Origin of the sequence: Acidovorax sp. SUPP2825, assembly GCF_030158995.1 — a bacterium.
GTDB lineage: Bacteria > Pseudomonadota > Gammaproteobacteria > Burkholderiales > Burkholderiaceae_C > Paracidovorax.
In genome coordinates this window covers 46340-69235 of the sequence record NZ_BQXK01000024.1, presented here as the reverse complement: position 1 = coordinate 69235, position 22896 = coordinate 46340, and the positions used below count along the sequence as shown (strand labels likewise).

The window sequence follows — 22896 nt, the reverse complement described above, 5'->3', positions numbered from 1 at the left end:
GCCATTCAGGCCGCCAGTTCGTGCCACAGGCACCGGAGCTGAGATAAATCAGGGGTTGGCCCATCGCGTTCCAACTGGCTCAAGGCATCAGCACGTTCGTGCGTGTTTTGTGCAGAGCTTCCTTAGCACTTGGAATGTCTGCAGCATGCTTGAGTCGTCGTGGTTCTCGATCGAGCCACAGTTATTTTTCGCAGCTTGTCGGATCGCCTCAGTTCTTCCTGCCATGGCAACGTGGCGCCGCCAGTGGACCTGCGCTGGACAGTTATTGGGGAAATGTCGACCTGTTCGCGGGGTTCTATCCTGGTCGCCGCATACTGATTCGTGGTTTCAAGGTCTGTCACGTATGGCCAATTTCGGTTGAGACGGATGTTCGCTTTGGCCCCAAGCCGTCGTTCATAGACCGTCCGGACGGGGCGATAGCCAGTCCGTAAAGCGGGCACGAAGCTCTTCGGGTGCGATGGAGTGCGTGAAGACGTCCATCCCACCGTCGTAGGGACAGAAAATGTTTTTTGTCGCCGGAGAAACAAACGAGATGCCCACCGCTTTCCAGTCTGCGAGTAGGCGAATCGCAGCTTCGAAGAAATCCGGTTTCCAGTGGCAAACCAAAGCCCGGACATACATTCGATCCTCTTCGTCCTGCCCAAGACTTTCGGGCTGCATCACAGCAACGGCCTCTCTGAATTGGCGCCCGGCAAGCTGATGCTTGGCCTTTCCACGCAGCCTGGCTTCCTCGCCAAGCGCGCGAAAGACGTACAAGGGCTCGTTGGCGCTGAAGAGCGCTGATGCGACGAGACAATGTCGATGTTCAATTTCGGCGTATTCGTCCAGCGACTCAGCGTACCGTTTCGATTCAGGGAGTGAATGAAACCGCACCCATTGCGCGCTGAGAGCGCGACGCAGAAGATGCCCGCGAGGCGCAATCTCGCCGAACTCAGAATGCCACCAGGCAAGGGGATCAGGACGCATATCCGTCACTCTATCCGAGCATCTTTTGTTGATGGAGTCCCCTGAGTGAGGCCAATGCCAAGTGTCGGGTGATTGGTCAATTCTGCCAATGGCTTAGCCGATTGAGCTGCGGCATCGCTCCATCGCTGAAGTTGGCCTGTGGCCAACGGAAGCGTTCGAAGTCTGTCGGAGCCCTTCACAATCAAGACCTGCCCACCGCTCCTTCGACATGCCTCACTTTGATCATGGATAAATTTTTGCTACAGCAGCAGGTGTTGGAACGGCTCTCAGAAGACCTGCTGCAAACCGAGCAGGCAATGCGGGCGGCCCATGAAACGGCGACCCATGAAGAAAACATCGCCGAGAACAAATACGACACCTTGGGGCTTGAAGCCGCCTATCTGGCGACCGGCCAGGCTCGGCGCGCCGAAGCCATCCGTCAGGCGCTGGCCCATTGGCGCCAATTCCGCCCGCGCCCCTACGACGCCAGCAAAGGCATACAGCTCGGCGCGCTGGTCTGCCTGGTCGATTCCGACGACAAGGAGCAGCAGATCTTTCTCGGCCCGGATGGGGGCAGCATGAAGTTGGTCAGCGGCGGTCAGCTCGTTCAGGTCATCAGCTGCGAAGCCCCTTTGGGCAGGGCCATGCTGGGTAAATGCGAGGGGGATGAAGTGTCGATACAGCTCGCTCCGAGCCGGCAGCAGTTTGAGGTGCTTCGGGTGCATTGAGCCGTTGCAAGGTCAAGCAGAATCAACACGAGGTCAGCGGACGTTCAGACCTCATGCACGCATCCGCTGGCAAAAATGATGTTCAAACAGGAGTGGAGCGACGTGAAAACAGACAAGGGCGACCTCATCCTCGAAGTATTGCAGCAGCGGTTCCAGCAGAACACTCACAGGCACCCCGGTGTCGATTGGGCCCACGTCCATGCGCGTTTGCAAAACAATCCCGAAAAGCTGAAGGTGCTCCACGCCATGGAGGCCACAGGAGGCGAACCCGATGTCATCGGAACAGCGGATGCCGCCGGCACCTGCGTTTTCTGCGACTGCGCCGCCGAAAGCCCGTCGGGCCGCAGAAGCCTCTGCTATGACGCAGCGGCATGGAATGCCCGCAAGCAGAACAAGCCAGAGAACAACGCGGAGGACGTGGCCGCTGCCATGGGCATCTCGCTGCTGACGGAGGACCAATACCGGACGCTTCAACAGTTTGGGGAGTTCGACCGCAAAACGTCCAGCTGGGTCGCCACGCCGCGGGAAATCAGACAACTCGGCGGCGCGCTGTTTTGCGACAGGCGCTACGGCAGGGTCTTCGTGTACCACAACGGGGCCGAGTCTTACTACGCTGCGCGAGGGTTCAGGGGCTCAGTGAGCGTGTGAGGCAGCCTTTAAATTGGCGTGCCGCGATAGGAACCCGGACCTGCTGCAGGCGTCGTTATCGTGGCGTGCATCGTTGCCTGCGACTGGACTGAACGATGGAAATTTCGGAGCGCCATGTGACCCGTCTGTGCAAATGGGATAGCAAGGCAATGCCTCGCCCAACCGATGAAGACATGAAGCGCTTGTCAGCCATGGTCCAGCGCGGGGAGCTGTATCCGGCGCTCAATCACACCAAATGGGCGGAGCTGCGTGCCGAGATGCTCGCGGCACCGGTCGAGCAGCATCCCCAGTTCCGGGGCCGCAGCGTTTTCGCGCCACCAGGGTTCTGTACTGCATGGGATGGTGAGTTCTACTACCACCTCCATCCGGTCGCGGAGTGGGAGTGGATCGAGCTTCAAGCGGCCTCGGCACACTGGCTGCAAGAGGTCCTCAAGCGCCACAGCATTCCCTATTCCGTGGAGGCGGGAGTCATTCGGGTGTGGGGCTATACCCGGCCTGGGCCACAGCCAGATTGGCGTGAGAGGGGCGGCGGTCCATGGCCTAAGTCGAACGCTGTCTGACGGGTGGACGGGAAAGCCCCTGGCCGCGTCGTTGCACACATTGCGGCAAAGATCGCTCGCCCGGCTCAGTGGTCCCGCATCAAATCCACCGACTTGCCCAACTGCGCGAACATGAAATTCGGTGCGATGCGCGATGCGATCTTCAAGACGTTGCTCAACCCCGGCCGAATCTCGAGCTTGTCTTTCCGCAGCCCGGCCAAGGCATGTTTCACCAGGGTTTCGACCGGCATCGGGGTGACGCCGCCCACATCTTCCTTCGTGAAATCGCCCGAGAACAGCGAGGTATCCGTGCCCGGTGGCGCCAGCTCGAAGACCTGCACGCGGGTGCGTTCGAGCTGCAGTCGCAGCGACCGTGTATAGGCATGCAGGCCCGCCTTGGTCGCGCAGTAGATGGGCGCGATGGCCATGGGCACGAAGGCCAACCCCGAAGACACATTGACGATCGCCGCGCGCGGCTGTTTTTTCAGGTGGGGCAGGAACATCTGGTTGACCCAGAGGGTGCCTTTCAGATTCGTTTCGACTTCCTGGGTCAGGCCTTGCAGATCGTCCGTGGGGCTCTGGAGATTGATCTTTCGCATGATGCCGGCGCAGTGGATGACGACGTTCAGTGCCGGAAACTCCTGGGGCAGCGTCTGGTGCATCGCGCGGATGGACGCGGGGTCGGCCACGTCGCAAACCCGGGTGTGGATGCCGGGTAGCGAGCGGCTCACGGCCGCCAGCTTGGCGGGGTTGCGGCCGGTGACGATCACGGTGTTGCCGAGGTGCAGAAGCTGCTTCGCCAGTTCCAGCCCGATGCCGGACGAACCGCCGGTGATCAGGACGGTGTTGCTGCTGATGTCCATGGTGTGGCCTTGTTGCCTGACGGTAGAAGGTGGAGATTGACGGTCGTTGGATGGCGCATGCGGTCTTCCAGGCGCCGCTTGGGCAATCGATGGGGTTGAAAGAGGCCAGGCCATGAGGGCCCGGCCTCCGATCCGTCAGTTCAAGGTGATGACGAGCCGTCCGGTCACGTGGCCTTGCGCGCTGAGTTCATGCGCGGCGGCGATGCGGTCCAGCGGAAAGGTTTGCTCGACGGGCAATTGGAATGCGCCGGCGTTGAACAGCGATGCCGCACCCGCCAGCGCCTTGCTGGCCAGGGCCGCGTCCATGGGTTCGAACGAGGTTTTGGCGCCGTGTTGCGGGGCCGACAGGTCGGAGATCGACAGCACTTTCGATGCGTCGCCGGTGATCGCCACCAGTTCCGGAATGACGCCAGAGCCGGCAATGTCGAGTGCGGCTTGCACGCCTTGCGGCGCCAGTGCGGCCACGCGATCGGCCAGCCCGGGCCCGTAGGTCGTCGGGGTGGCGCCCAGCGAGCGCAGGTAGTCGTGCTTGGCGGCGCTGGCGGTGCCGATCGTGCGGATGCCGGCGGCTTTGGCCAGCTGGATCACGGCCGATCCCACGCCCCCGGCGGCGCCGCTGACCAGGAGCGTCTCGCCCGGCTTCACGCCCACTTCGGCAATGATGCGCGTGGCCGTTTCGACCGCGACCGCGTAGCCTGCGGCTTCTTCGAAAGACAGGCCCTGCGGCTTCGCGGCCCATTCCTGCAGGACGGCGTATTCGGCCATCGTGTCGATGCCCTTGCCGAAGACGGCGTCGCCCACGGCCACGCCGGACACGCCTTCGCCCACGGCATCGACGATGCCTGCCGCGTCGAACCCGCTGCCGGCGGGCATGGCGATGGGCATCATCGCGTGCATGTAGCCGGCTCGCAGTTTCCAGTCGATCGGATTGACGCCTGCCGCCTTGACCGCGATGCGCACCTGGCCGGGGCCAGGCGCGGGCTTCGCGATGTCTTCGATGGCCAGAACCTCTGGGCCACCGTATTGGTGAAACCGTACTGCTTTCATGGGGGCATTCCTTGCTGATGGGGTGAAGGGAGCGGGCAGTGAAGCGGGCCGGTTGGCGGCCAGTGCTTGCCCACGCCGTGATTGTTCAGTGGCTCAGGAATGGTGCATAGTCCAAGAAATATGGACATGGCGTCCCATCAATGGAACAAAGTATGGATATCACGGCATTGGCCGACTTCAATCGGGTGGCGACCCACGGCGGGTTCGGCAGCGCCAGCCGCGCCAGCGGCGTGCCGAAGGCCACGCTGTCCCGCCGCGTGCGGGCTCTGGAGGATGCCCTGGGCGTGCGCCTCGTCGAGCGGGGTACCCGCAAATTGCAGTTGACGCCGGAGGGCGCCATCTTGCATTCGCGCACGGCCGATCCTTTCGGCGAGATCACGCAGGTGGTCGATGAGCTGAAGTCCGGCATCGGCCGGCCGCGCGGCGTGCTGCGCGTCAGCACACCGCTGCTGTTCGCGCACGTGGCGATGGGACAGCTGGGCGCGGAATTTTTGCGCGCGCACCCCGAGGTGCGGCTGGAGGTCACGGCGGAAGACCGCCTCGTCGATCTGGTAGGCGACGGGTACGACATCGTCGTGCGCTTCAATCCGCGGCCGGACGATACGCTGGTCGGCCGCTGTTTTTTGCGCGATCAGTTGCTGCTGGTCGCGCCGCCAAATTGGCCAATGCCGCCAGCGAATGCCGCGGCACCCGGCGGCGGCATCGAACTCCCGGCGGTCACGCGCACGGGCCGCACCGTGGCGAAGCCCTGGACGGTGGTCGACCAGGCCGGCAACGTGCGCACGTACCTGCCCAAGCCCCTGTTGCGCTACTCGACCCCGCTGCTCATTCGAAACGCGGTGCTCGCGGGCGCAGGCCCGGCCCTGGTGCCACGCACCGCCGTGGCGCCGGACCTGGCCGCCGGGCGCATCGTCGAGTGGGGCGTGGTGCAGGGGGCCCAGCCCGAAGGCTGGGTGCTGCACGCATCACGCCGGCTCGTGAGCCCCAAGGTCACCGCCTTCGTGGATTTCCTTTGCGATCATTTCGCCGCATGAGGCGGGCAGGTGGGGGCCAGGCGCTCTGCACCGCGCATTTTTTGGGGAATGCGATGCTTGGTGATCCGTTTCGACGGGCTTGAGCCGGTCAGTCGGATGCGGCCACGCCGGCCGACCGGTCCGCCCCGGGCACGAACTGCTGCTCGGCCGGCGAACTCGCCAAACTCTGCGCCGGCCGCCGCAGCGTGGCATCGAACGGGTTGATCTTCGGCCCGATGGCCGCTGCCTCCCGCTTGAGCAGTTCCACCACGGTCGGCATGCGGTCGGTATTGAGCCGGTCGGCGATGGTGCCCACGCTCAGGGCGGCCACGGCCCGGCCTTCCCGGTCGCAGATGGGCACGGCTACGCCGGCCATGCCTTCCAGCAGGCCCGTGTTGCGCCCGGCATAGCCCAGCTGGCGCACGCGCTCGATTTCGGTGCGCAGGTACACCTCGTCGAACACGCCGTACTCTCGCACGCGCGAGAGGTTGAAGCGGATCACTTCTTCCCGCTCGGCCTCGGGCAGAAAGGCCAGGATGGCCAGCGCGCCCTGGCCCACGCCCAGGGCCACGCGGCCGCCGATGTCGCCGGTGAAGGATCGGATGGGGAAGGGGCCTTCGCTGCGGTCCAGGCACACGGCGTCGAAGCCGCTGCGCACCAGCAGAAAGATGCTGTCGCCCAGGCTGGCGCACAGGCGCAGCAGCACGGGCCGGCACAGGCTGCGCAGGTCGCCGGGGTTGCCGGCTTTGGCAGCCAGGGCGAAGAAATCCATGCTCAGGCGGTACAGCTTGGTGCGCTCGTCCTGCTCGGCCATGCCTTCGGCCACCAGCGATTGCAGCAAACGGTGCGTGGTGCCCTGCGTGAGGCCGACCGCGCGCGCCAATTGGGTGACCCGGCCGCCCTCGGCCTGCACGGCCGACAAGGCCCGGATGACCGCGAACACGCGGGGGACGCCGCCCGTGGCGGTGGCTGGTGCTTGCATGCATCGCTCCTGTGGAATTTTGGCTTCAATGGATCGGCATGATATTTCATTGAATGGAATAAATTCAAGAAAAGTTCTGATTAATGGAATACCAGAAGTGCCTTGGTTTGTTTATTGCAATAGAGTGAATTGAAATCAGTGGCTGCTTCAACTTTGCGCGCCTGGCGCACCACCCGGGTGCACCAGCGCAAGAAGGCAGTGGCCGTTGCCGCTCTACAGCAGGTTTGCAAGCATCGGCAGGGCCCGGCCGCCCGCGCGATGCAGCTCCCGGAAAGGCTTCTTCCATGTCGTTTCTCAAACTCGCGGATGTCACCAAGTTCTATGGCAGCACCTGTGCGGTGTCGGCGATGAACCTCACGGTGCAAAAGGGGGAGTTCGTCTCGTTGCTGGGCCCCTCGGGCTGCGGCAAGACGACCACGCTGCAGATGGTGGCGGGGTTCGAGGCGGTGACCAGCGGGCGCATCGAGCTGGACGGCCGAGACATCACCCATGCCAAGGCCAACACGCGCGGGCTGGGCATCGTGTTCCAAAGCTATGCGCTGTTTCCGCACATGACGGTGGCGGCCAACGTGGCCTTCGGCCTGGAGATGCGCAAGATTCCGAAGGCCGAACGCGCCGAGCGCGTGGCCCACGCCCTGGCGCTGGTGCACTTGGAGCAGCACGCCACCCGCTACCCGCGCGAGCTGTCGGGTGGGCAACGCCAGCGCGTGGCCCTGGCGCGTGCTTTGGTGATCGAGCCGCCGGTGCTGCTGCTGGACGAGCCTTTGTCCAACCTCGACGCCAAGTTGCGCGAGGAGATGCAGTTCGAGCTGCGGCAGATCCAGCGCAAAGTGGGCACCACCACGATCATGGTCACGCACGACCAGAGCGAGGCCATGTCGATCAGCGACCGCGTGGTGGTGATGGAGGCCGGCCGCGCCACGCAGATCGACCACCCCCACCGCGTGTACGAGCACCCGCGCACGCGGTTCATCTCCACCTTCGTGGGAAAGGCCAATCTGCTGCCCGGCAAGGTGACGCATGCCAACGGCACGCACACGCATGTGTCGGTGGGCCCGCTGGCGGTGGAGGTGGATGGCCCCCGCTTTCGTCCCGGCGCTGCCGTGCTGCTGAGCGTGCGCCCTGAAAAAGCCCAGCTGGTGCCCGCCGTGCAGGGCCGGCTCGATGGCGAGGTGTGCGAGCGGTTCTTTCTGGGCAGCCAGTGGCTCTACCGCGTCGGCACGCCGGTGGGCGACCTGATGGTGCTCGCGCCCAACGACGGCCGCGCTGCGCTGGCCGAGGGCGAGCGCACGGGCGTGGACTGGCCCGACCACTGCATGCGCCTGCTGCCCGCCGACGAGGCGGCCCTGGCCGAGCTGGAGACCGAGGCCGCCGCCACCGAGGTGGCGCCATGAGCGTGGCCGCCACGTCGCTGCAAAGGAGGGCCGCGCCCTGGTGGCTGTCGGGCCCGGCGCTGGTGATGTTCACCGTGCTGCTGCTGGTGCCGCTGGCGCTCACGGCCGTGCTGTCGTTCAACGCGTTCGACCCGGCCACGGGCGTGAAGGCGGGCGAATTCACGCTGGAGCACTACGCGCACGTCTTCACCGACTCGTACTACCACGCGATCTTCTGGCGCACGTTCTGGATCGCCGGCGTGGTCACGCTGATTTGCGTGGCCATCGGCGCGCCCGAGGCCTACATCCTGAGCCGCATGGGCAATCCCTGGCGTTCGATTTTGCTGCTGGTGGTGCTGGCGCCACTGCTGGTGTCGGTGGTGGTGCGGGCCTTCGGCTGGAGCATGCTGCTGGGCCCCGAGGGGCTGGTGAACGGTGCGCTGCAGCTCTTCGGCATCGGCCCGCTCAAGATGCTCTACACCGAGGTCGCCGTGGTGGTGGCGCTGGTGCATGTGATGCTGCCGTTCATGGTGATCCCGGTGTGGACATCGCTGCAAAAGCTGGACCCGGGTGTGGCGAACGCCGCGCTGTCGCTGCAGGCCACGCCGTTCACCACGCTGCGGCGCATCGTGCTGCCGCAGGTGATGCCGGGCATTTTGTCGGGCAGCCTGATCGTGTTCGGGCTGGCGGCCAGTTCGTTCGCCATTCCCGGCCTGCTGGGCGGGCGGCGGCTCAAGATGGTCGCCACGGTGGTGTACGACGAGTACCTGCACGAACTGAACTGGCCGCTGGGCGCGGCGATCGCGCTCACGCTGCTGGTGGCCAATCTGGTGGTGATGCTGAGCTACAACCGCCTGGTCGAGGGCCGCTACAAGAAAGCGCTGGGTTGAACATGACGACCCCCACGCTCCATCACTTCGTGCATTTGCTGCCCCCCAAGGGCGCGCAGGCCTCCCTTCGGGCGGCCCGGCGGGAGTCCTGATCCATGAACAAGAACGGCCCCATCGCCTTGGCGTTCAACGCCCTGGTCATCACCTTCATGCTCGCCCCGCTGGTGGTGGTGTGCATCGTGGCGTTCACACCGCACAACACGCTCACGCTGCCGACCACCGAGTTCTCGCTGCGCTGGTTCAGGGCGGTGTTCGAGCACCCGGACTTCATGCAGTCGTTCTGGAACAGCCTGTGGCTGGCGCTGGCCTCGGCCACGCTGGCGACCGTGCTGGCGGTGCCTGCGGGCATCGCCATCACCCGCTACGAGTTCGCGGGGCGCGGGTTCCTGAACGGATTGTTTCTGTCGCCGCTGATCATTCCGCACCTGGTGCTGGGCGTGGCGCTGCTGCGCCTGTTCGCGCTGACGGGCGGCACGGGCAGCTTCGGCTGGCTGGTGGCGGCGCATGCGCTCATCGTCACGCCCTACACGCTGCGGCTGGTGGTGGCGGCGCTGGTGGGCTTCGACCGCAGCGCCGAGCACGCGGCGCTGTCGCTGGGCGCCAGCCAGGCGACGGTGTTCACGCGCATCACGCTGCCCATGATCCTGCCGGGCGTGACGGGGGGCTGGCTGCTGGCGTTCATCAACAGTTTCGACGAAGTGACGATGTCGATCTTCGTGACCTCGCCCAGCACGGTGACGCTGCCGGTGCGCATGTACATGTACGCCACCGAGTCGATCGACCCGTTGATGGCCGCCGTGTCGGCGCTGATGGTGGCCCTCACCGCCTGCGCCATGGTGCTGCTGGACCGGGTCTATGGCCTGGACCGCGTGCTGGTGGGGCGCAAGTAACGCCATGGCTGCAACCCCCACCGCATTGCTGCACCGCGTGGCCGAAACGCACCGCGCGCCCTTGTCCTTCACGCTGGACGGCGAGCCCGCCACCGCCTTGCAAGGCGACACGGTGCTGACCGCCATCCTGACCCACCGCGCCCGGCTGCGCCGCAACGAGTTCAGCCACGAGCCGCGCGCGGGGTTCTGCCTCATGGGCGCCTGCCAGGACTGCTGGGTGCAGACGGCCGGCGGCGAACGGCTGCGCGCCTGCTCCACCTTCGTGGTGGCCGGCATGGCCCTGATCACTGGCGAGGGCACGGCATGACCGCCAGCAATCCCTTGCCCCCCGTGATCGTGGGCGCGGGCCCCGCGGGCATTCGCGCCGCGCAAACCCTGGCCGCGCACGGCCTGCGGCCCGTGCTGATCGACGAGGCCGCGCGCGGCGGCGGGCAGATCTACCGCCGCCCACCCGCCCACTTCGAGCGCACCGCGCACACGCTGTACGGCACCGAAGCGGCGCGCGCCACCGCGCTGCACAGCACGCTGGACGGCCTTCACGGACGCATCGACTACCAGCCCGACAGCCTGGTGTGGAACGCGCACGGCGGCGTGCTGGACGTGCTGCACGGCCCCACGCAGACCGCGCGCTCGGTGGCGCACGGCCCGCTCATCGTGGCCAGCGGCGCCACCGACCGCGTGCTGCCCCTGCCGGGCTGGACGCTGCCGGGCGTGTACACGCTGGGCGGCGCACAGGTGGCGCTCAAGTTCCAGGGCTGCACCATCGGGCGCAGCGTGGTGCTGATGGGCACCGGCCCGCTGCTGTACCTGGTGGCCTACCAATATGCGAAAGCCGGCGCCGGGGCGGGTGTGAAGGTGGCCGCCGTGCTGGACACTGCGCGCTTCGCTGACCAGTGCGCCGCGCTGCCCGGCATGCTGGCGCAACCGGCCCTGCTGGCCAAGGGCCTGTATTACGTGGGCTGGCTGCGCGCGCATGGCGTGCCAGTGCACACCGGCGTGCAGCCCGTTCGCATCCTGGGCGGCGAAGGCCCTGCCGATACCGCCCGCGTGGCGGGCGTGGTGTGGAGCGACGGCCATCAGGAGCACACGGTGCCCTGCGACGCGGTCGGCTTCGGCTACGCCCTGCGGTCCGAAACGCAACTGGCCGACCTGCTGGGCTGCCGCTTCGCCTGGGCTCCCCTGCAGCGCGCCCACCTGCCCGAGCGCGACAGCGCAGGCCGCTCCAGCGTGCCGGGCGTTTACCTGGCGGGCGATGGCGCCGGTATCCAAGGCGCGGACGCGGCCGAGTGGGCGGGCGAACGCGCCGCGCTTGCGTTGCTGGCCGACCTGGGCATGGCGGTGGACCCGGCCCGCGCTGCCACCCTGGAGCGCCGACTGGCGGGCCTGGTGCGGTTCCGGCGCGGGCTGGAGCGGGCGTTTCCTTTCCCTGTCCACTGGGCGGCGCAGGCGCCCGACGACGTGGTGGTGTGCCGCTGCGAGCACGTCACTGCGGGCGACTTGCGGACCTGTGCGCGCGATGCCGGGGCCGACGAGATGAACCGCTTGAAAGCGCTGACCCGCGTGGGCATGGGCCGCTGCCAGGGCCGCATGTGCGGCGTGGCCGCCGCTGAAATACTGGCGCATGCCACGGGCCGGCCGGTGGAGCTGGTGGGCCGCCTGCGCGGGCAGGCACCGATCAAGCCCATTCCGATTCACTGGCAAGTCCGCGCTGCAGAGCAGGGCAGCGCCGTGGAGCCCGCTGCATGACCGCCGCCCATACGACAGCGATCCGCACCGTGGACACCGACGTCGCCATCGTGGGCGGCGGCATTGTCGGCGCCTCGGCCGCGCTGGCGCTGCGCCGCCGGGGCGTGGCCGTGGTGCTGCTGGAGCGCGACCTGTGCGGCTCGCGCTCCAGCGGCGTCAACTACGGCGGCGTGCGCCGTCAGGGCCGGCCCTTGAGCCAGTTGCCGCTGGCCCAGCGCGCGCACGAGATCTGGGCATGCCTGCCCGAGCTGGTCGGCACCGACGGCGAGTACCTGCGCAGCGGGCATTTCAAGATCGGGCGAAGCGAGGCCGACATGGCTGCGCTGGAGCAATACGCCGAGATGAGCCGCGATTTCGGCCTCGGCATTCAACTGGTGTCGGGCGCCACGCTGCGCGAGCGCTGCCCCTGGCTGGGTGGGCGCGCCGTGGGCGGGTCGCTCTGCCCCGACGACGGGCAGGCCAACCCGCGCCTGGTGTCGCCCGCGTTCGCGCTGGCCGCCCGGCGCGCGGGCGCGCAGATTTTCGAGCGCACCCCGCTGACCGAAGTGGTGCACGACGGGCAGCGGTTCACGCTGCGCTCGGGCACCGCGCTGCAGGTGCGCGCCCCGGTGCTGCTCAACTGCGCGGGCGCCTGGGCCGGGCCGCTGGCCGCGCAGTTCGGCGAGGCGGTGCCTCTGCATTCCGGCCACCCGGCCATGGCGGTGACCGAGCCGCTGCCGTTCTTCATGCACTGGAGCCTGGGCGTGGAGGGCGGCGGCATCTACTGCCGCCAGGTGGCGCGGGGCAATCTGGTGCTGGGCGGTGGATCGGGCTTTGCGGTGGATGCCGATCGCGCCCGTTCGGAGCGCAGCGCCATCGCAGCGCTGGGCGTGCAGGCGGTGGAACTGCTGCCGGCCCTGAAGAACGCGCACTTCATTCGCACCTGGAGCGGCACCGAGGGCTACCTGCCCGATCGCCAGCCGGTGCTTTCGGCGAGCCGCACCACGCCGGGGTTGATCCACGGCTTCGGCTTTGCCGGCGCGGGTTTCCAGATCGGCCCCGCGGTGGGCGAGGTGCTGGCCGAGCTGGCGCGCGACGGCCGCAGCACCACGCCCATCGACGCCTTCGCCATCGACCGATTCGGCGCGCCATCGCCGGCCGAACCGACTCCCGCCCCCTCCGTTCCCCACTGAAAGGAAAGACCCATGACCTTCGCCACCCGCTTCCTGCGCCCGCTGCGCCGCCCACTGGGGGCGGCCGCCGTGCTGGCACTGCTTGCCACCGGCGCTGCCGCGCAGACCAAGACGCTCTACATCGGCATGAACGGCGGCACCATGGAGAAGGCCTACACGCAATACGTCTTCCCGGCCTTCGAGAAGCTGCATGGCGTGAAAGTCGTGGTGGTGCCGGGCACGTCCTCCGACATCCTGGCCAAGGCGCAGGCCAACAAGGACCGGCCACAGATGCACGTGATGTTCCTGGACGACGGCATCATGGTGCGTGCCATGGGCATGGGCCTGTGCGAAAAGCAAAGGCCCAACCCCAACCTGGCCGACCTGTACCCTGCTGCGCGCTTCAAGGACGATCTGGCCAGCGGCGTGAGCGTGGGCATGACCGGCATCGCCTACAACACCAAGATGTTCGCCGAGAAGGGCTGGGCGGCGCCCACGTCGTGGATGGACTTCGCCGACCCCAAATACAAGGGCAAGGTGGTGTTCCAGTCGATGCCGTCGTCGTCGTTCGGGTTGCACGGCTTCTTGATGTTCAACCGCATCCAGGGCGGCAACGACAAGAACGTGGAGCCGGGCTTCAGCAACTGGGCCAAGACCATCGGGCCGAACGTGCTGGAGTACATCCCCAGCTCGGCCAAGATTTCCGAGATGGTGCAGACGGGCGAGGCCGCGATCTTCCCGCTCACGCCCACCGCGGTGGAGGCTCTCAAGACCAAGGGCATTCCGGTGGAATACGCCCAGCCCAAGGAGGGCTCGGTCGTGCTGCTCACCGCCCAGTGCGTGATCGCCAGGAACAGCGAGCCCGAACTGGCACAGAAGCTCGCCGAGTTTCTGCTGAGCCCGCTGGCGCAGGCCAACGTATTGCAGTTCGGCGCGCAGATCCCCACCAACCCCAAGGCCCCCGCCGCGGGCGAGAGTGCCGGGCAGGTGGCCAAGATCAACCAGTGGATGAAGAACGCGGTGACCCTGGACTGGGACAGCGTGAACGCCAGCCGCCCTGCATGGAACGCGCGCTGGAACAAGACGATCGAGCGCTGAGGTCGAAGGCGGCCGTGGTGCCGTCAGCCCGGTGGTGCGGCTTCGGTGGCCGTGGCTTGCAGCGCCTCCAGTGCATCCTGCCGCCACCATTCGGCCGCGGCGTAGAAGCCCTCCCAGACACAGCCGTTGCAGCCGCGGCCGCAGCAGGTGGTGGGCTCTGCCGGGGGCGGGCGCAGCGCCACCGCATGGGCCTGCGCGCGGGCCTGCAGCGCGGCGAACCCGGCGCGTGCGCGGTCCAGGTCGGTGGCGACTTCGGTCATCGCATCGTCCCGCGTCCTCAGTAGCGGCGGCGGCCCCCATAGCGGCGCATGGCGTAGCGCACGAGGAACGCGCCGCCCAGCACCAGGGCGAACCAGCCCACCAGGTAGGCCTGCCGCATCATGTCCGCCACGCTGGACGACCGCGCCACGTAGGGTGCCAGCAGCACGATGAGGCCGATGAGCGCGCAGGTCACGCCCTTGAACAGCAACTCCTTGTCGTGCTTCTGATCGGGGCGGTGAACGGGGGGTGGGGGAAGGGGCATGTAGGCCAATGCGGAAGGTGAAGACAGGGCCGATTATCCTTGTCGCCCTCGAACCCCCTCAAAAAAGCGAAAGACTCTCCATGGCCATCCAGTGGTTTCCCGGTCACATGCACCTCACGCGCAAGGCGATCGGCGAGCGCATCAAGGACATCGACGTGGTGATCGAACTGCTGGATGCGCGCCTGCCCGGCTCCAGCAGCAACCCGTTGCTGGCCGAGCTGACCGGGCACAAGCCGGCGGTCAAGGTGCTCAACAAGCAGGACGTGGCCGACCCCGCGCGCACGCCGCTGTGGCTCGACTGGTACAACGCCCGCTCGGAGACGCGCGCCATCGCGCTCGATGCCTCCGAGCCCGCGCCGGCCCGGCGCCTCATCGACGCCTGCCACCAGCTGGCGCCGCAGCGCGGCGGCATGGCCAAGCCGATGCGGGTGCTCATCTGCGGCATTCCCAACGTGGGCAAGTCCACGCTCATCAACACGCTCAGCCAGAAAAGCCAGGCCAAGACGGGCGACGAGGCCGGCATCACCAAGCTGGAGCAGCGCATCACGCTGGCCGACGACTTCTACCTGTGGGACACGCCCGGCATGCTGTGGCCGCGCATCACCGTGCCCGAAAGCGGCTTCAAGCTGGCCGCCAGCGGCGCCATCGGCCGCAATGCCTACGACGAGGAAGAGGTGGCGCTGGAGTTGATCGGCTACCTCAAGCAGCACTACGTGCCGCTGATGGAGGCGCGCTACAAGCTGGGCCTGCCGGCGGGCGCGGTGGGCAACCTGCAGGACGAAGAGATCCTGGAGGCCGTGGCCCGCAAGCGCGGCGCCATCATGGCGGGCGGCCGCGTCAACCTGCAGAAGGCGGCCGAGCTGGTGATGACGGACTTCCGCACCGCCATCCTGGGCCGCATCACGCTGGAGACGCCCGAGGAGTTCGAGGTCTGGCAGGCCGAGGGCGCCCGGCAGGAGGCTCTGCGCGCCGCCAAGAAGGAAGCCCGGGGCCGCAACAAACGCGGCAGCCGGGGTGGCGACGATGGCAATGGCCCGGACGATTCGCAGGCGCCGGAGAGCGATGGCGACAGCGATGGGGGCGGGGACGGCGGCGGGGATTGACGCCCGGGACTGCCGGTTTTGAGTCAAAACGGGCCCATGCCCTAGTATCGATTGCCTGTATTGCTATTAAATATATAGCAAATCAGGCGGTATCACGGTTCTGCGCCGTACCCCCGTGCGCCGCATGCAGGCGCTGCTCCAGCACTGTGAACCAGCGCAGCAGGCGCGCCGCATGGTCCACGGCGTGGCGCGGCAGCGGGTGGCGCGGATCGGACTGCCGCTGGGCGCAGGTGATGCGCACCACCGGCGGCGCGCCGGGGGCGGCGGCCTCGATCTCCAGCTGGTAGGCGGCGTGCGCGTCGTCGGGCGCGTCGCCCGGCGCCTCGGTGCCGTTGCGCCAGCTCAGCTTGAGGGCCAGGCCCCAGGGCTCGCCCTGGTGCATGCAGGGCTGGCGCACGCCGACCCACACGTCGCCCTCCCACCAGCCGTTGCGCTCGGTGCCCCACCAGTCGTTGTATTGCTCGGTGAACACCGGCAACTGCGCCAGTGCCTCGATGCGCGCGGGGGACAACGCCGCCTCCAGCCGCCGCCACACGGGGTGGCCGGCGCGTGACTGGGCCGCGGCCCGGCGGGCGTGGTCGAGCACGCCGTGCCATGCGCGCAGGCAGGCCTGCAGCGCGGCGGGGTCCCCATCCTCGGCCAGCGGTTCCCAGGGGCCGGGCACGCCTGCGGCATAACGCCTGTGCATGACGGCCAGGCCGTCGCTGCGGGGTGGTGGAGGCGGCGCGCGCAGGCGGGCGGTCATCCGCTGCCACCAGCCCTGGCGTGCGGTACCGTCGTCGATGGACAGGTGAAAGTCCCAGGTCTTCCAGACGGTCATGAACAGGCCGTCGCCGTAGGTGTCGCCCTCGTCGTCCACGTGCTGGCGGCACAGCAGGAAGTCGGTCTGGCCGAACCAGCCGGTGGCTTTCTTGTGGGCGGCATCGAGCAGGCGGGAGCGCAGCAACTGGCGCAGGTGGTTGGCGTGCATGGCGCCGCCCGGGCACAGCGCGGTGTCGCTCGCCAGGTCGGCGGCGATGGCGTCGGGGCTGCGCAGCACGGGCCGGCCGGCTTGCAACGCGGCCCGCACGGCGGCGCGGTCGGGCAGGGCGCCCAGGCGGCCGTCCTCGCCCACGGCCAGGCCGTGCAGGCAGGCCGGATCGAACACGGCGGCCAGTGGCTCGGCAGAGAATGCCGCCAGGTCGTGGCCGCCGAACGGGGCGCCGAAGGGGTAGGCCACCCGGTCCTCGCCGCCCGTGCGCAGGCCGTAGCCGCCGGTGAACAGCGCCACCTGTGCGCCGAGCGAGCCGCCGACCTCCAGGCCGGGCCCGGTTGCACCCGCCTCGGCCGGATCGGCACCGCCGCCCCACAGCAGCCCGTCCACTTGCAGGTCGCCGGTGATGACCACCGGCATGCCCTCCAGCACCGCATGCCCCCAGTGCGCGTGACCGCACACCACCAGGGCCGGTGCGGCCATGCCCGGTGCGGGGGCGGTGACGGCGCCCGCCACGTGCAGGTCGCCCTGCACCAGCAGCAGTGCGGGTGCGGGGGCGCCGGCAGGCAGGGCGAAGGCATCCGCCCACGTGCCGGGCGGCCAGGGCGCTGTCCCGTCCCAGGCCAGTTCGGGCAGCGACAGCGGGCCTTCCACGCAGCACACCAGGCTGGCGTCCGCGAGCGGCGGGGCTGTGCCGTGCGCCTTGGCCAACGCCTCGCGCCAGCCACCGGGCCAGCGCGCATGCGCTTGCGCGAGCGGGAGCCACGTGATGGAGGGCGGGGTCATGAACAGTCGGTGGTTTACGCGGACCGCCCCCAAGGGCGGGGGTCGGTGCCGGCGATCGTACAAGAGCCCCATTCCGGTGTCCGGCATGGCGTGACGGGGACCGCGCCGGGCCCTGCAAAGGCCGCGCGGTGCGGCTACGATGGCCGGCTTCCCCACCACCTTCACCCGGACGGGCCGCCGCAGCCGATGGCGCCCTCCGCCGCACAGCGATGACCCTCACCCCGCCCCTGTTCGAAGTCCTGCCCCGCGACCTGTCCGCCTACCGCGAGGGCAACACCGGCATCCCCTACGTGCACCGTTTCGCCTCGGGCCAGCCCGGGCCGCACGTGCTCATCAATGCGCTCACGCATGGCAACGAGATCTGCGGCATGGTGGCCGCCACGCACCTGCTGGACAGCGGCGTGCGCCCGTTGAAGGGCACGCTCACCATCAGCTTCGCCAACGTGCAGGCCTACGAATCGTTCGACGAAAGCCGGCCGTTCGACAGCCGCCAGATCGACCACAACCTCAACCGCGTGTGGTCTGCGGCCGAGCTGGACGGCAGCCTGGACAGCATCGAGATGCGCCGCGCGCGCGAGCTGCGCCCCATGGTGGCCGCGGCCGACCACGTGCTGGACATCCACTCCACCAGCCAGGACGTCGAGCCTTTCTGGGTGTATCCCGCCTATTCGCGCAACACCGAAGTGGCCTGCGCCATCGGCCGGCCGGGCGTGCACCTGCTCATGCCCAGCGGGCTGGGGTCGGGCACGCCGCTGATCCAGCATGGCCGCCTGGGCGAGGCGGGCGGTGCGGGCACGGGGCTGGTGGTGGAGTGCGGGCAGCACTTTTTGCGCTCGGCGGGTGAGGTGGCCACCACGGCGGCGCTGGATTTTCTGGGGTACTTCGGGCTCATCGAACGCGAGCGCCCTGCGCCCGGTCCGCAGCGCCGCTATGAGCTGCTCCAAACCTGCATGGTGACGACGCCGGAGTTCCGCTTCACGCGGCCGCTGGTGGGGTTCGAGGTGTTTGCCGAGGGCGAGCTGATCGCCACCGACGGTGCGCAGGAGATCCGCGCGCTGTGCGACGGCTGCACGGTGATGATGCCCACGCGTGCGCCCATCGTGGGCCGCGAGGCGGTTTACCTCACCCGCCCCGTGCCCTGAGTCTGAAGTTGATAATGGCGTGCAGCGGCGGCGGGGGCAGCCGCCGCTGCAGCGGTCGGGTCATGAAATGGCGGGGGAGGTCAGGCGCTGGCCGGGGCCACGTGGTCTTCCTGTTCCGCCTGGCCGCCCTTGGGCAGGATCTTGCCGTCCTGCACGTAGAGCTCGTACTGGTCGCGCGGCATGGCGGCCAGGCCGGCGGCGTCATTGTCCGCCGTCCAGCTCAGTGTCACGCTGTCGGGGGCGTGGGCGAGTTCGACCGGGCCCTCGGGAATGGCGATCGGCATGCCGTCGCCTTCGCGGTAAGTGACTTCTCCGCGGATGGTGGCGTGTTGCTTCATGGGATGGTCCTCCTCGGGGTTGCGGGGGCTGCACGGAACCCGCGCAGCTGAAACCCATTACATGGCAGGCGCCAGGGCCGCCGTGTCGGACCCGTTCCCGAATTGCTGCGGTGCAAGAATCGCCGCCCGAAGGCGTCAGGCCGGCGGTGCGGCCGGAGCCGGCGTACCCCGCGCCAGCCGGGCGTCGTGCACCATCGCCAGGGCGTTGAGCCCCGCCACCCCCACGCCGGCCAGGCACGCGGCGCTCCACCCGCCGCGCTGCCAGGCGGCGGAGCCGAGCGCCGAGCCCAGCGCCGCCCCGGTGAAGTAGGTGGTCATGTAGACCGCGTTCAGGCGCGAACGGGCCTCGGGGGCCAACTGGTAGATCACGTTCTGGTTGCTGATGTGCACGCCCTGCAGCGCCAGGTCGATCGCCAGCATGCCCACCAGGAACCACGCGATGGACGTGCCCCCCAGCCACAGCGCCGCCCAGCTGGCCAGCACCAGCAGCACCGACACGCGGGTGGTCAATTGCTCGCGCCCCAGGCCCGACAGCAGGCCGGCCACGCTGCGCGCGGCCAGGATGCCGGTGAGCAGCCCGCTCATCACCAGGCCCACGGCCTGCCCGCTGCGCCCGGGCGCGGCCAGCGCGGCCGCCATGGGCACCAGCACCTGCGCCGCCACCGAGAACAGCCCGGTCATGAGCGTGCCCAGCGCCAGCAGCGCGAAGCGGTCGGCAAACCCGCTCAGGAACAGCCCCGCCGCCGCCAGCACCATGAGCGTGGCGATCAGCCGCCGCCGCTCCAGCTTGTCGCCCAGCGGCACCAGCAGCAGCAAGCCGACCGCGTAGGCCACCTGCGCGAAGGTGACGGTCAGCGCGGCCGTGCCTTCGGACACCTGCAGGTGCACGGCGATGGAGTGCAGCAGGGGCTGGTTGAAGTAGTTGGCGCCCGCGCACAGGCCGCAGGCCACCGCCATCAGCAGCAGCACGGGGGTGGACAGGCCCGCCGACGTGTCGGGGCGGGAGGAGGATGGGGCGGCGGGCAGGGTACGGGGTGGCATGCGGGGCGGGATTCTCGGAGGCGGGCGCGAAGGTGGCGGGATGGAGTGGCTGGAAGCGGCGGCCGGTCAGCCGGCAGGCACGTAGGCGAGGGCGTCGATCTCGAACAGCATGCCGTCGAGCGCCAGGCGCGGTACGGGAATCAGCGTGCAGGCGGGCGCCGGGGCGTCGGCCCACATCGCCATCAGGGCCTGGCCGAAGGTGTGCAGCCGCTGCTCGCTGTGGTCCACGATGAGCACCGTGAGCTTGGCCACGTCCCGGGGCCGCGCGCCGGCCGCGGCGAGCGCGGTGCCGAGGTTGGCCAGGGCCTGGGCGACCTGCTGGGCGAAACCGTCGGCCAGCCGGCCCTGCGCATCTTCACCGCCCTGGCCGGCCACGTGCACCGTGCGCGCCGCGCCTTGCGCCACGGCCAGGTGCGAATAGCCATTGGGGCGCGGGTCGTACAGACCGTCCGGGTTGAGGAAGGACAGGGCGAGCGGGGCGGCGCTCTTGCCGCCGGGTGGCGGAACGTACGCGGCAGCGGCCGGGCCGTGGGGCTGCAGCGCGGGTGCGGATGTGTTGGCGGCGGACGGAGCGGATGGGGCAGGCGCGGTGGCGAGGGACATGGACCGGTGGGGATGAAGTGGAAAGTGGGCAGTATCGAACCTCAACTAAACTTGAGGTCAACCCTGTGCGACTTTTCGACTTTTGCCGTCGCCGCTTCGCTCCCGACGCTTGCCATGCCACCAGCCCAATCTGCCCGTCCGCCCCGTGCCACGCCCCCACCGGCATCCTCCGCCGCGCCCGGCCCCACGCCCGAACTGACGGTCGGCGAAGTCGCCGCGCGCAGCGGGCTGGCGGTGTCGGCGCTGCATTTCTACGAATCCAAGGGGCTCATCGCCAGCGTGCGCAGCACGGGCAACCAGCGGCGCTATCCGCGATCGGTGCTGCGGCGCGTGGCGGTCATCAAGGTGGCCCAGCGCATGGGCGTGCCGCTGTCCGGCATTGCCGAAGCCTTGCAGGCGCTGCCGCAGGGGCGCACGCCGACGGCGGCGGACTGGCGGCGCATGTCCGCGGCGTGGAAGAGCGATCTGGAAGACCGCATCCGCATGCTGACGCAGCTGCGTGACCAGCTCGACGGCTGTATCGGCTGCGGGTGCCTGTCGCTCAAGGACTGCCCGCTGCGCAACGCGCAGGACCTGCTGGCCCAGGCCGGCCCGGGGCCGCATTTCGAGGCGGCCGCGGCCCCTGGGGCTGCCGTTGCCACTGCCGCCGCACCCGGGGCACCCGCCATGCCGCAGTGGATCTGGCCCGCGCCCAAGAAGAAAAAACAGCGGCCTGCGCTGTGAAACCAGGGCAGGCCGCTGTGGGTGGGCCGGGCGGCAGGGCCCGGCTCCGGTGGGGCCGTGGCCCGTTGCCGTTACTTGTTCTTCAGTTTGCCGCGCGGCATCACCGCGGTGATGGGGGCCATGGGGCGGTCGGAACCGCTTCCTTCCTTGGGGGGCGAAGTGTCCTTCTTGGGTTTCTTCGCCATCTTGTTGCTGCGCTGTTCGCCTTTGGCCATGGAGTGCTCCGTTGCGGGTCGCCGGATGGGACCGTGGCGCGATGGTACACGCCGAAGGCCGCTACTTGGTGTCCGGGTGGCTGTCGCGTTCCGTCAGGCGCTGCAGCAGCGGAACGGCGCTGAAGATCGCCAGCGCCAGCAGCGTGCTGAGCACCGCCGTGGCCTCCAGACCCAGGCCGGCCGCCACGCCGATGGCGGCGGTGAGCCAGATGCCGGCAGCCGTCGTCAGGCCCTTGACCTGGCTCTCTCCGTCGCCCTTGAGGATGGTGCCCGCGCCCAGGAAGCCCACGCCGGCCACGATGCCCTGCAGCACACGGCTGTTGTCCCCCGCGCTGATGCCGGCCTGCTGCGCCACCAGCACGAACATCGCCGCGCCCATCGACACCAGCATGTGGGTGCGCACGCCGGCCGCCTTGCCCTTGTTCTCACGTTCCCAGCCCAGCAGACCGCCCAGCAGGCCCGCGATGCCCAGGCGCACCACGATGCGCGTGGCCTGGCCCAGGTCGGTGAGGTCGGAGAATTCGGCAGCCACGGTGGTGGCGATCTGGTCCCACCAGCCCATCATCGACGGGCCCCGCGCGGCAGGGTGGAAAGGGGGCGGGTCTGGGTCATCCGGAAATACCTCATGAAAATGAAAGGACGGGGTGCGGGGGCGCGCCACCGCCGACCAATGTCGGCGCCGCACCGCGCCCCTGCCAGCAGCCACGGGCGACACCGCAGGTAGGACGCGGCCGGTGACAACGGGCGCTCATCCGGCCGCTCGCCAGGGCAGGGCGAGCACGCGCTGCTGCCAGTCGAGCGCATCGCCAGCGGGGTGCGCACCCGTGGCGGCGGTCGGGGGGCTGGCCGCCCACGGGTCGGGCAACCCGCTGTCCAGGGTCAGCCATTCACCCGTGACCGGGTGCGCCAGGCCCAGGTGCCAGGCGTGCAGCCACAGCCGCTGGCGGCCCAGGCGCTCGGCCCACCAGCGGTTGAGCGGGCCCTTGCCGTGCGTGGCATCGCCCAGGATGGGGTGCGCCAGGTGCTTGAGGTGGCGGCGGATCTGGTGGCGCCGCCCGGTGGTGGGCAGGGCCTCCACCAGCGAGGCGCGGGTGCCGGGAAAGCGCGGGTCGGCGGCCTCGGGCAGTTCCAGCCGGGCCAGGCAGCGCAGCGTGGTGTGGGCATCCTGCACGGGGGCGTCGGGCGGGGCGTCGTCGGGGCGCAGGGCGTGGTCCACCTCGGCCGCATCGGGCATCCAGCCGCGCACCAGGGCGAGGTAGCGCTTGCGCACCGCGTGGTGCTCGAAGGCCTGCGACAGCGTGCGCGCCGCGGCTGGGTGCAGCGCCATCACCAGCACGCCGCAGGTGCCCTTGTCCAGCCGGTGCACCGGGTACACGTGCTGCCCGATCTGGTCGCGCAGCGTTTGCATGACGAAGCGGGTCTCGCCCGCGTCCAGCCCCGTGCGGTGCACCAGCCAGCCGGCGGGCTTGTACACAGCGACGAGGTGCTCGTCGCGCCAGAGAATGTGCAGGGGGGACATGCAGTGCGGAAAAAGGG

At 68.8% G+C, this 22896-nt stretch carries 27 protein-coding genes; 14 read left to right on the top strand and 13 right to left on the bottom strand.

The genetic code is table 11. The features are described 5' to 3' along the window. Window positions 1-393: 393 nt before the first annotated feature. Window positions 394-966, bottom strand: a complete 573-nt coding sequence (locus tag AVAK2825_RS22200) for a DUF3885 domain-containing protein (protein ID WP_284402609.1) — start codon at window positions 964-966, stop codon at window positions 394-396. Window positions 967-1190: 224 nt separating this feature from the next. Between AVAK2825_RS22200 and AVAK2825_RS22195 the strand changes: the two genes are divergently transcribed. The 3 genes from AVAK2825_RS22195 to AVAK2825_RS22185 all read left to right on the top strand — a co-directional run bounded on the left by AVAK2825_RS22195 (window position 1191) and on the right by AVAK2825_RS22185 (window position 2881). Further along, window positions 1191-1673, top strand: a complete 483-nt coding sequence (locus AVAK2825_RS22195; RefSeq protein ID WP_284402608.1) for a GreA/GreB family elongation factor — start codon at window positions 1191-1193, stop codon at window positions 1671-1673. A gap of 75 nt (window positions 1674-1748) precedes the next feature. Then, window positions 1749-2321: a DUF4256 domain-containing protein gene (locus AVAK2825_RS22190; RefSeq protein WP_284402607.1), complete on the top strand. Its 573-nt coding sequence runs from the start codon at window positions 1749-1751 to the stop codon at window positions 2319-2321. A gap of 95 nt (window positions 2322-2416) precedes the next feature. Next, window positions 2417-2881 carry a DUF6678 family protein gene (locus tag AVAK2825_RS22185; protein WP_284402606.1) on the top strand — a complete coding sequence of 155 codons (465 nt, stop codon included), beginning with the start codon at window positions 2417-2419 and terminating at the stop codon, window positions 2879-2881. Between the two features lie 65 nt (window positions 2882-2946). Here AVAK2825_RS22185 and AVAK2825_RS22180 read toward each other — a convergent pair whose 3' ends face one another. Then, window positions 2947-3723 (bottom strand): SDR family oxidoreductase, encoded by a 777-nt coding sequence (locus tag AVAK2825_RS22180; protein WP_284402605.1) that lies wholly within the window; start codon window positions 3721-3723, stop codon window positions 2947-2949. 135 nt (window positions 3724-3858) lie between these two features. Next, window positions 3859-4770: an NADP-dependent oxidoreductase gene (locus tag AVAK2825_RS22175; protein ID WP_284402604.1), complete on the bottom strand. Its 912-nt coding sequence runs from the start codon at window positions 4768-4770 to the stop codon at window positions 3859-3861. 152 nt (window positions 4771-4922) lie between these two features. On the opposite strand from AVAK2825_RS22175, the gene AVAK2825_RS22170 reads away from it, so the two are divergent. Continuing rightward, window positions 4923-5804, top strand: coding sequence for a LysR family transcriptional regulator (locus AVAK2825_RS22170; RefSeq protein WP_284402603.1), 882 nt, complete (start codon window positions 4923-4925; stop codon window positions 5802-5804). A gap of 88 nt (window positions 5805-5892) precedes the next feature. Here the strand turns inward: AVAK2825_RS22170 and AVAK2825_RS22165 are convergent, their stop codons facing one another. Then, window positions 5893-6765, bottom strand: a complete 873-nt coding sequence (locus AVAK2825_RS22165; protein WP_284402602.1) for an IclR family transcriptional regulator — start codon at window positions 6763-6765, stop codon at window positions 5893-5895. Window positions 6766-7049: 284 nt separating this feature from the next. Here AVAK2825_RS22165 and AVAK2825_RS22160 point away from each other — a divergent pair, with 284 nt between their 5' ends. From AVAK2825_RS22160 to AVAK2825_RS22130, 7 genes are all read left to right on the top strand, one after another. Then, window positions 7050-8159, top strand: a complete 1110-nt coding sequence (locus AVAK2825_RS22160) for an ABC transporter ATP-binding protein (RefSeq protein WP_284402601.1) — start codon at window positions 7050-7052, stop codon at window positions 8157-8159. Further along, window positions 8156-9028 (top strand): ABC transporter permease, encoded by an 873-nt coding sequence (locus tag AVAK2825_RS22155; RefSeq protein WP_284402600.1) that lies wholly within the window; start codon window positions 8156-8158, stop codon window positions 9026-9028. The genes AVAK2825_RS22160 and AVAK2825_RS22155 overlap by 4 nt, the downstream gene beginning before the upstream one ends. 95 nt (window positions 9029-9123) lie before the next feature. Then, complete coding sequence (locus AVAK2825_RS22150; RefSeq protein WP_284402599.1) at window positions 9124-9918, top strand: ABC transporter permease; 795 nt, start codon at window positions 9124-9126, stop codon at window positions 9916-9918. 4 nt (window positions 9919-9922) lie between these two features. Beyond that, window positions 9923-10225: a (2Fe-2S)-binding protein gene (locus tag AVAK2825_RS22145; protein ID WP_284402597.1), complete on the top strand. Its 303-nt coding sequence runs from the start codon at window positions 9923-9925 to the stop codon at window positions 10223-10225. Beyond that, the gene (locus tag AVAK2825_RS22140) at window positions 10222-11664 is read left to right on the top strand and encodes an FAD-dependent oxidoreductase (protein WP_284402596.1); all 1443 of its coding nucleotides are present in this window, start codon (window positions 10222-10224) and stop codon (window positions 11662-11664) included. Before AVAK2825_RS22145 ends, AVAK2825_RS22140 begins: the two co-directional genes overlap by 4 nt. After that, entirely contained in the window at window positions 11661-12836 is a 1176-nt protein-coding gene (locus AVAK2825_RS22135; RefSeq protein ID WP_284402595.1) for an NAD(P)/FAD-dependent oxidoreductase, read from the top strand. The genes AVAK2825_RS22140 and AVAK2825_RS22135 overlap by 4 nt, the downstream gene beginning before the upstream one ends. Before the next feature lie 12 nt (window positions 12837-12848). After that, window positions 12849-13913 carry an ABC transporter substrate-binding protein gene (locus AVAK2825_RS22130; protein WP_284402594.1) on the top strand — a complete coding sequence of 355 codons (1065 nt, stop codon included), beginning with the start codon at window positions 12849-12851 and terminating at the stop codon, window positions 13911-13913. A 23-nt stretch (window positions 13914-13936) separates the two neighbouring features. Here AVAK2825_RS22130 and AVAK2825_RS22125 read toward each other — a convergent pair whose 3' ends face one another. After that, on the bottom strand, window positions 13937-14173 hold the full coding sequence (locus AVAK2825_RS22125) for an oxidoreductase-like domain-containing protein (protein ID WP_284402593.1): 237 nt from the start codon (window positions 14171-14173) through the stop codon (window positions 13937-13939). Between the two features lie 17 nt (window positions 14174-14190). Continuing rightward, window positions 14191-14436, bottom strand: coding sequence for a hypothetical protein (locus AVAK2825_RS22120; RefSeq protein WP_284402592.1), 246 nt, complete (start codon window positions 14434-14436; stop codon window positions 14191-14193). A gap of 80 nt (window positions 14437-14516) precedes the next feature. Here AVAK2825_RS22120 and ylqF point away from each other — a divergent pair, with 80 nt between their 5' ends. Further along, complete coding sequence (ylqF, locus tag AVAK2825_RS22115; protein WP_284402591.1) at window positions 14517-15539, top strand: ribosome biogenesis GTPase YlqF; 1023 nt, start codon at window positions 14517-14519, stop codon at window positions 15537-15539. An 82-nt stretch (window positions 15540-15621) separates the two neighbouring features. Here the strand turns inward: ylqF and AVAK2825_RS22110 are convergent, their stop codons facing one another. Then, window positions 15622-17298, bottom strand: a complete 1677-nt coding sequence (locus tag AVAK2825_RS22110) for a hypothetical protein (RefSeq protein WP_284402590.1) — start codon at window positions 17296-17298, stop codon at window positions 15622-15624. 209 nt (window positions 17299-17507) lie between these two features. On the opposite strand from AVAK2825_RS22110, the gene AVAK2825_RS22105 reads away from it, so the two are divergent. Continuing rightward, the gene (locus AVAK2825_RS22105; protein ID WP_284402589.1) at window positions 17508-18440 is read left to right on the top strand and encodes a M14 family metallopeptidase; all 933 of its coding nucleotides are present in this window, start codon (window positions 17508-17510) and stop codon (window positions 18438-18440) included. A gap of 80 nt (window positions 18441-18520) precedes the next feature. Here AVAK2825_RS22105 and AVAK2825_RS22100 read toward each other — a convergent pair whose 3' ends face one another. The 3 genes from AVAK2825_RS22100 to AVAK2825_RS22090 form a co-directional block, all read right to left on the bottom strand. Then, window positions 18521-18778: a hypothetical protein gene (locus AVAK2825_RS22100; RefSeq protein ID WP_272564030.1), complete on the bottom strand. Its 258-nt coding sequence runs from the start codon at window positions 18776-18778 to the stop codon at window positions 18521-18523. A 135-nt stretch (window positions 18779-18913) separates the two neighbouring features. Continuing rightward, window positions 18914-19819 carry an MFS transporter gene (locus AVAK2825_RS22095; protein WP_502870589.1) on the bottom strand — a complete coding sequence of 302 codons (906 nt, stop codon included), beginning with the start codon at window positions 19817-19819 and terminating at the stop codon, window positions 18914-18916. 66 nt (window positions 19820-19885) lie between these two features. Then, window positions 19886-20422, bottom strand: a complete 537-nt coding sequence (locus AVAK2825_RS22090; RefSeq protein ID WP_284402588.1) for a RidA family protein — start codon at window positions 20420-20422, stop codon at window positions 19886-19888. Between the two features lie 114 nt (window positions 20423-20536). On the opposite strand from AVAK2825_RS22090, the gene soxR reads away from it, so the two are divergent. Beyond that, window positions 20537-21145, top strand: a complete 609-nt coding sequence (soxR, locus tag AVAK2825_RS22085) for a redox-sensitive transcriptional activator SoxR (RefSeq protein WP_284402587.1) — start codon at window positions 20537-20539, stop codon at window positions 21143-21145. Between the two features lie 71 nt (window positions 21146-21216). On the opposite strand, the gene AVAK2825_RS22080 is transcribed toward soxR, so the two are convergent. The 3 genes from AVAK2825_RS22080 to AVAK2825_RS22070 form a co-directional block, all read right to left on the bottom strand. After that, complete coding sequence (locus tag AVAK2825_RS22080) at window positions 21217-21360, bottom strand: hypothetical protein (RefSeq protein WP_272564027.1); 144 nt, start codon at window positions 21358-21360, stop codon at window positions 21217-21219. A 61-nt stretch (window positions 21361-21421) separates the two neighbouring features. After that, window positions 21422-21925 carry an MgtC/SapB family protein gene (locus AVAK2825_RS22075; RefSeq protein WP_272569737.1) on the bottom strand — a complete coding sequence of 168 codons (504 nt, stop codon included), beginning with the start codon at window positions 21923-21925 and terminating at the stop codon, window positions 21422-21424. 183 nt (window positions 21926-22108) lie between these two features. Further along, window positions 22109-22879 carry a pseudouridine synthase gene (locus tag AVAK2825_RS22070; protein ID WP_284402586.1) on the bottom strand — a complete coding sequence of 257 codons (771 nt, stop codon included), beginning with the start codon at window positions 22877-22879 and terminating at the stop codon, window positions 22109-22111. Between the last annotated feature and the right edge of the window lie 17 nt (window positions 22880-22896).

Excerpts from the sequence above, each read along its gene's own strand:
- AVAK2825_RS22200 (WP_284402609.1), bottom strand. The coding sequence starts at position 966 with ATGCGTCCTGATCCCCTTGCCTGGTGGCATTCTGAGTTCGGCGAGATT.
- AVAK2825_RS22195 (WP_284402608.1), top strand. The coding sequence starts at position 1,191 with ATGGATAAATTTTTGCTACAGCAGCAGGTGTTGGAACGGCTCTCAGAA.
- AVAK2825_RS22190 (WP_284402607.1), top strand. The coding sequence starts at position 1,749 with ATGATGTTCAAACAGGAGTGGAGCGACGTGAAAACAGACAAGGGCGAC.
- AVAK2825_RS22185 (WP_284402606.1), top strand. The coding sequence starts at position 2,417 with ATGGAAATTTCGGAGCGCCATGTGACCCGTCTGTGCAAATGGGATAGC.
- AVAK2825_RS22180 (WP_284402605.1), bottom strand. The coding sequence starts at position 3,723 with ATGGACATCAGCAGCAACACCGTCCTGATCACCGGCGGTTCGTCCGGC.
- AVAK2825_RS22175 (WP_284402604.1), bottom strand. The coding sequence starts at position 4,770 with ATGAAAGCAGTACGGTTTCACCAATACGGTGGCCCAGAGGTTCTGGCC.
- AVAK2825_RS22170 (WP_284402603.1), top strand. The coding sequence starts at position 4,923 with ATGGATATCACGGCATTGGCCGACTTCAATCGGGTGGCGACCCACGGC.
- AVAK2825_RS22165 (WP_284402602.1), bottom strand. The coding sequence starts at position 6,765 with ATGCAAGCACCAGCCACCGCCACGGGCGGCGTCCCCCGCGTGTTCGCG.
- AVAK2825_RS22160 (WP_284402601.1), top strand. The coding sequence starts at position 7,050 with ATGTCGTTTCTCAAACTCGCGGATGTCACCAAGTTCTATGGCAGCACC.
- AVAK2825_RS22155 (WP_284402600.1), top strand. The coding sequence starts at position 8,156 with ATGAGCGTGGCCGCCACGTCGCTGCAAAGGAGGGCCGCGCCCTGGTGG.
- AVAK2825_RS22150 (WP_284402599.1), top strand. The coding sequence starts at position 9,124 with ATGAACAAGAACGGCCCCATCGCCTTGGCGTTCAACGCCCTGGTCATC.
- AVAK2825_RS22145 (WP_284402597.1), top strand. The coding sequence starts at position 9,923 with ATGGCTGCAACCCCCACCGCATTGCTGCACCGCGTGGCCGAAACGCAC.
- AVAK2825_RS22140 (WP_284402596.1), top strand. The coding sequence starts at position 10,222 with ATGACCGCCAGCAATCCCTTGCCCCCCGTGATCGTGGGCGCGGGCCCC.
- AVAK2825_RS22135 (WP_284402595.1), top strand. The coding sequence starts at position 11,661 with ATGACCGCCGCCCATACGACAGCGATCCGCACCGTGGACACCGACGTC.
- AVAK2825_RS22130 (WP_284402594.1), top strand. The coding sequence starts at position 12,849 with ATGACCTTCGCCACCCGCTTCCTGCGCCCGCTGCGCCGCCCACTGGGG.
- AVAK2825_RS22125 (WP_284402593.1), bottom strand. The coding sequence starts at position 14,173 with ATGACCGAAGTCGCCACCGACCTGGACCGCGCACGCGCCGGGTTCGCC.
- AVAK2825_RS22120 (WP_284402592.1), bottom strand. The coding sequence starts at position 14,436 with ATGCCCCTTCCCCCACCCCCCGTTCACCGCCCCGATCAGAAGCACGAC.
- ylqF (WP_284402591.1), top strand. The coding sequence starts at position 14,517 with ATGGCCATCCAGTGGTTTCCCGGTCACATGCACCTCACGCGCAAGGCG.
- AVAK2825_RS22110 (WP_284402590.1), bottom strand. The coding sequence starts at position 17,298 with ATGACCCCGCCCTCCATCACGTGGCTCCCGCTCGCGCAAGCGCATGCG.
- AVAK2825_RS22105 (WP_284402589.1), top strand. The coding sequence starts at position 17,508 with ATGACCCTCACCCCGCCCCTGTTCGAAGTCCTGCCCCGCGACCTGTCC.
- AVAK2825_RS22100 (WP_272564030.1), bottom strand. The coding sequence starts at position 18,778 with ATGAAGCAACACGCCACCATCCGCGGAGAAGTCACTTACCGCGAAGGC.
- AVAK2825_RS22095 (WP_502870589.1), bottom strand. The coding sequence starts at position 19,819 with ATGCCACCCCGTACCCTGCCCGCCGCCCCATCCTCCTCCCGCCCCGAC.
- AVAK2825_RS22090 (WP_284402588.1), bottom strand. The coding sequence starts at position 20,422 with ATGTCCCTCGCCACCGCGCCTGCCCCATCCGCTCCGTCCGCCGCCAAC.
- soxR (WP_284402587.1), top strand. The coding sequence starts at position 20,537 with ATGCCACCAGCCCAATCTGCCCGTCCGCCCCGTGCCACGCCCCCACCG.
- AVAK2825_RS22080 (WP_272564027.1), bottom strand. The coding sequence starts at position 21,360 with ATGGCCAAAGGCGAACAGCGCAGCAACAAGATGGCGAAGAAACCCAAG.
- AVAK2825_RS22075 (WP_272569737.1), bottom strand. The coding sequence starts at position 21,925 with ATGATGGGCTGGTGGGACCAGATCGCCACCACCGTGGCTGCCGAATTC.
- AVAK2825_RS22070 (WP_284402586.1), bottom strand. The coding sequence starts at position 22,879 with ATGTCCCCCCTGCACATTCTCTGGCGCGACGAGCACCTCGTCGCTGTG.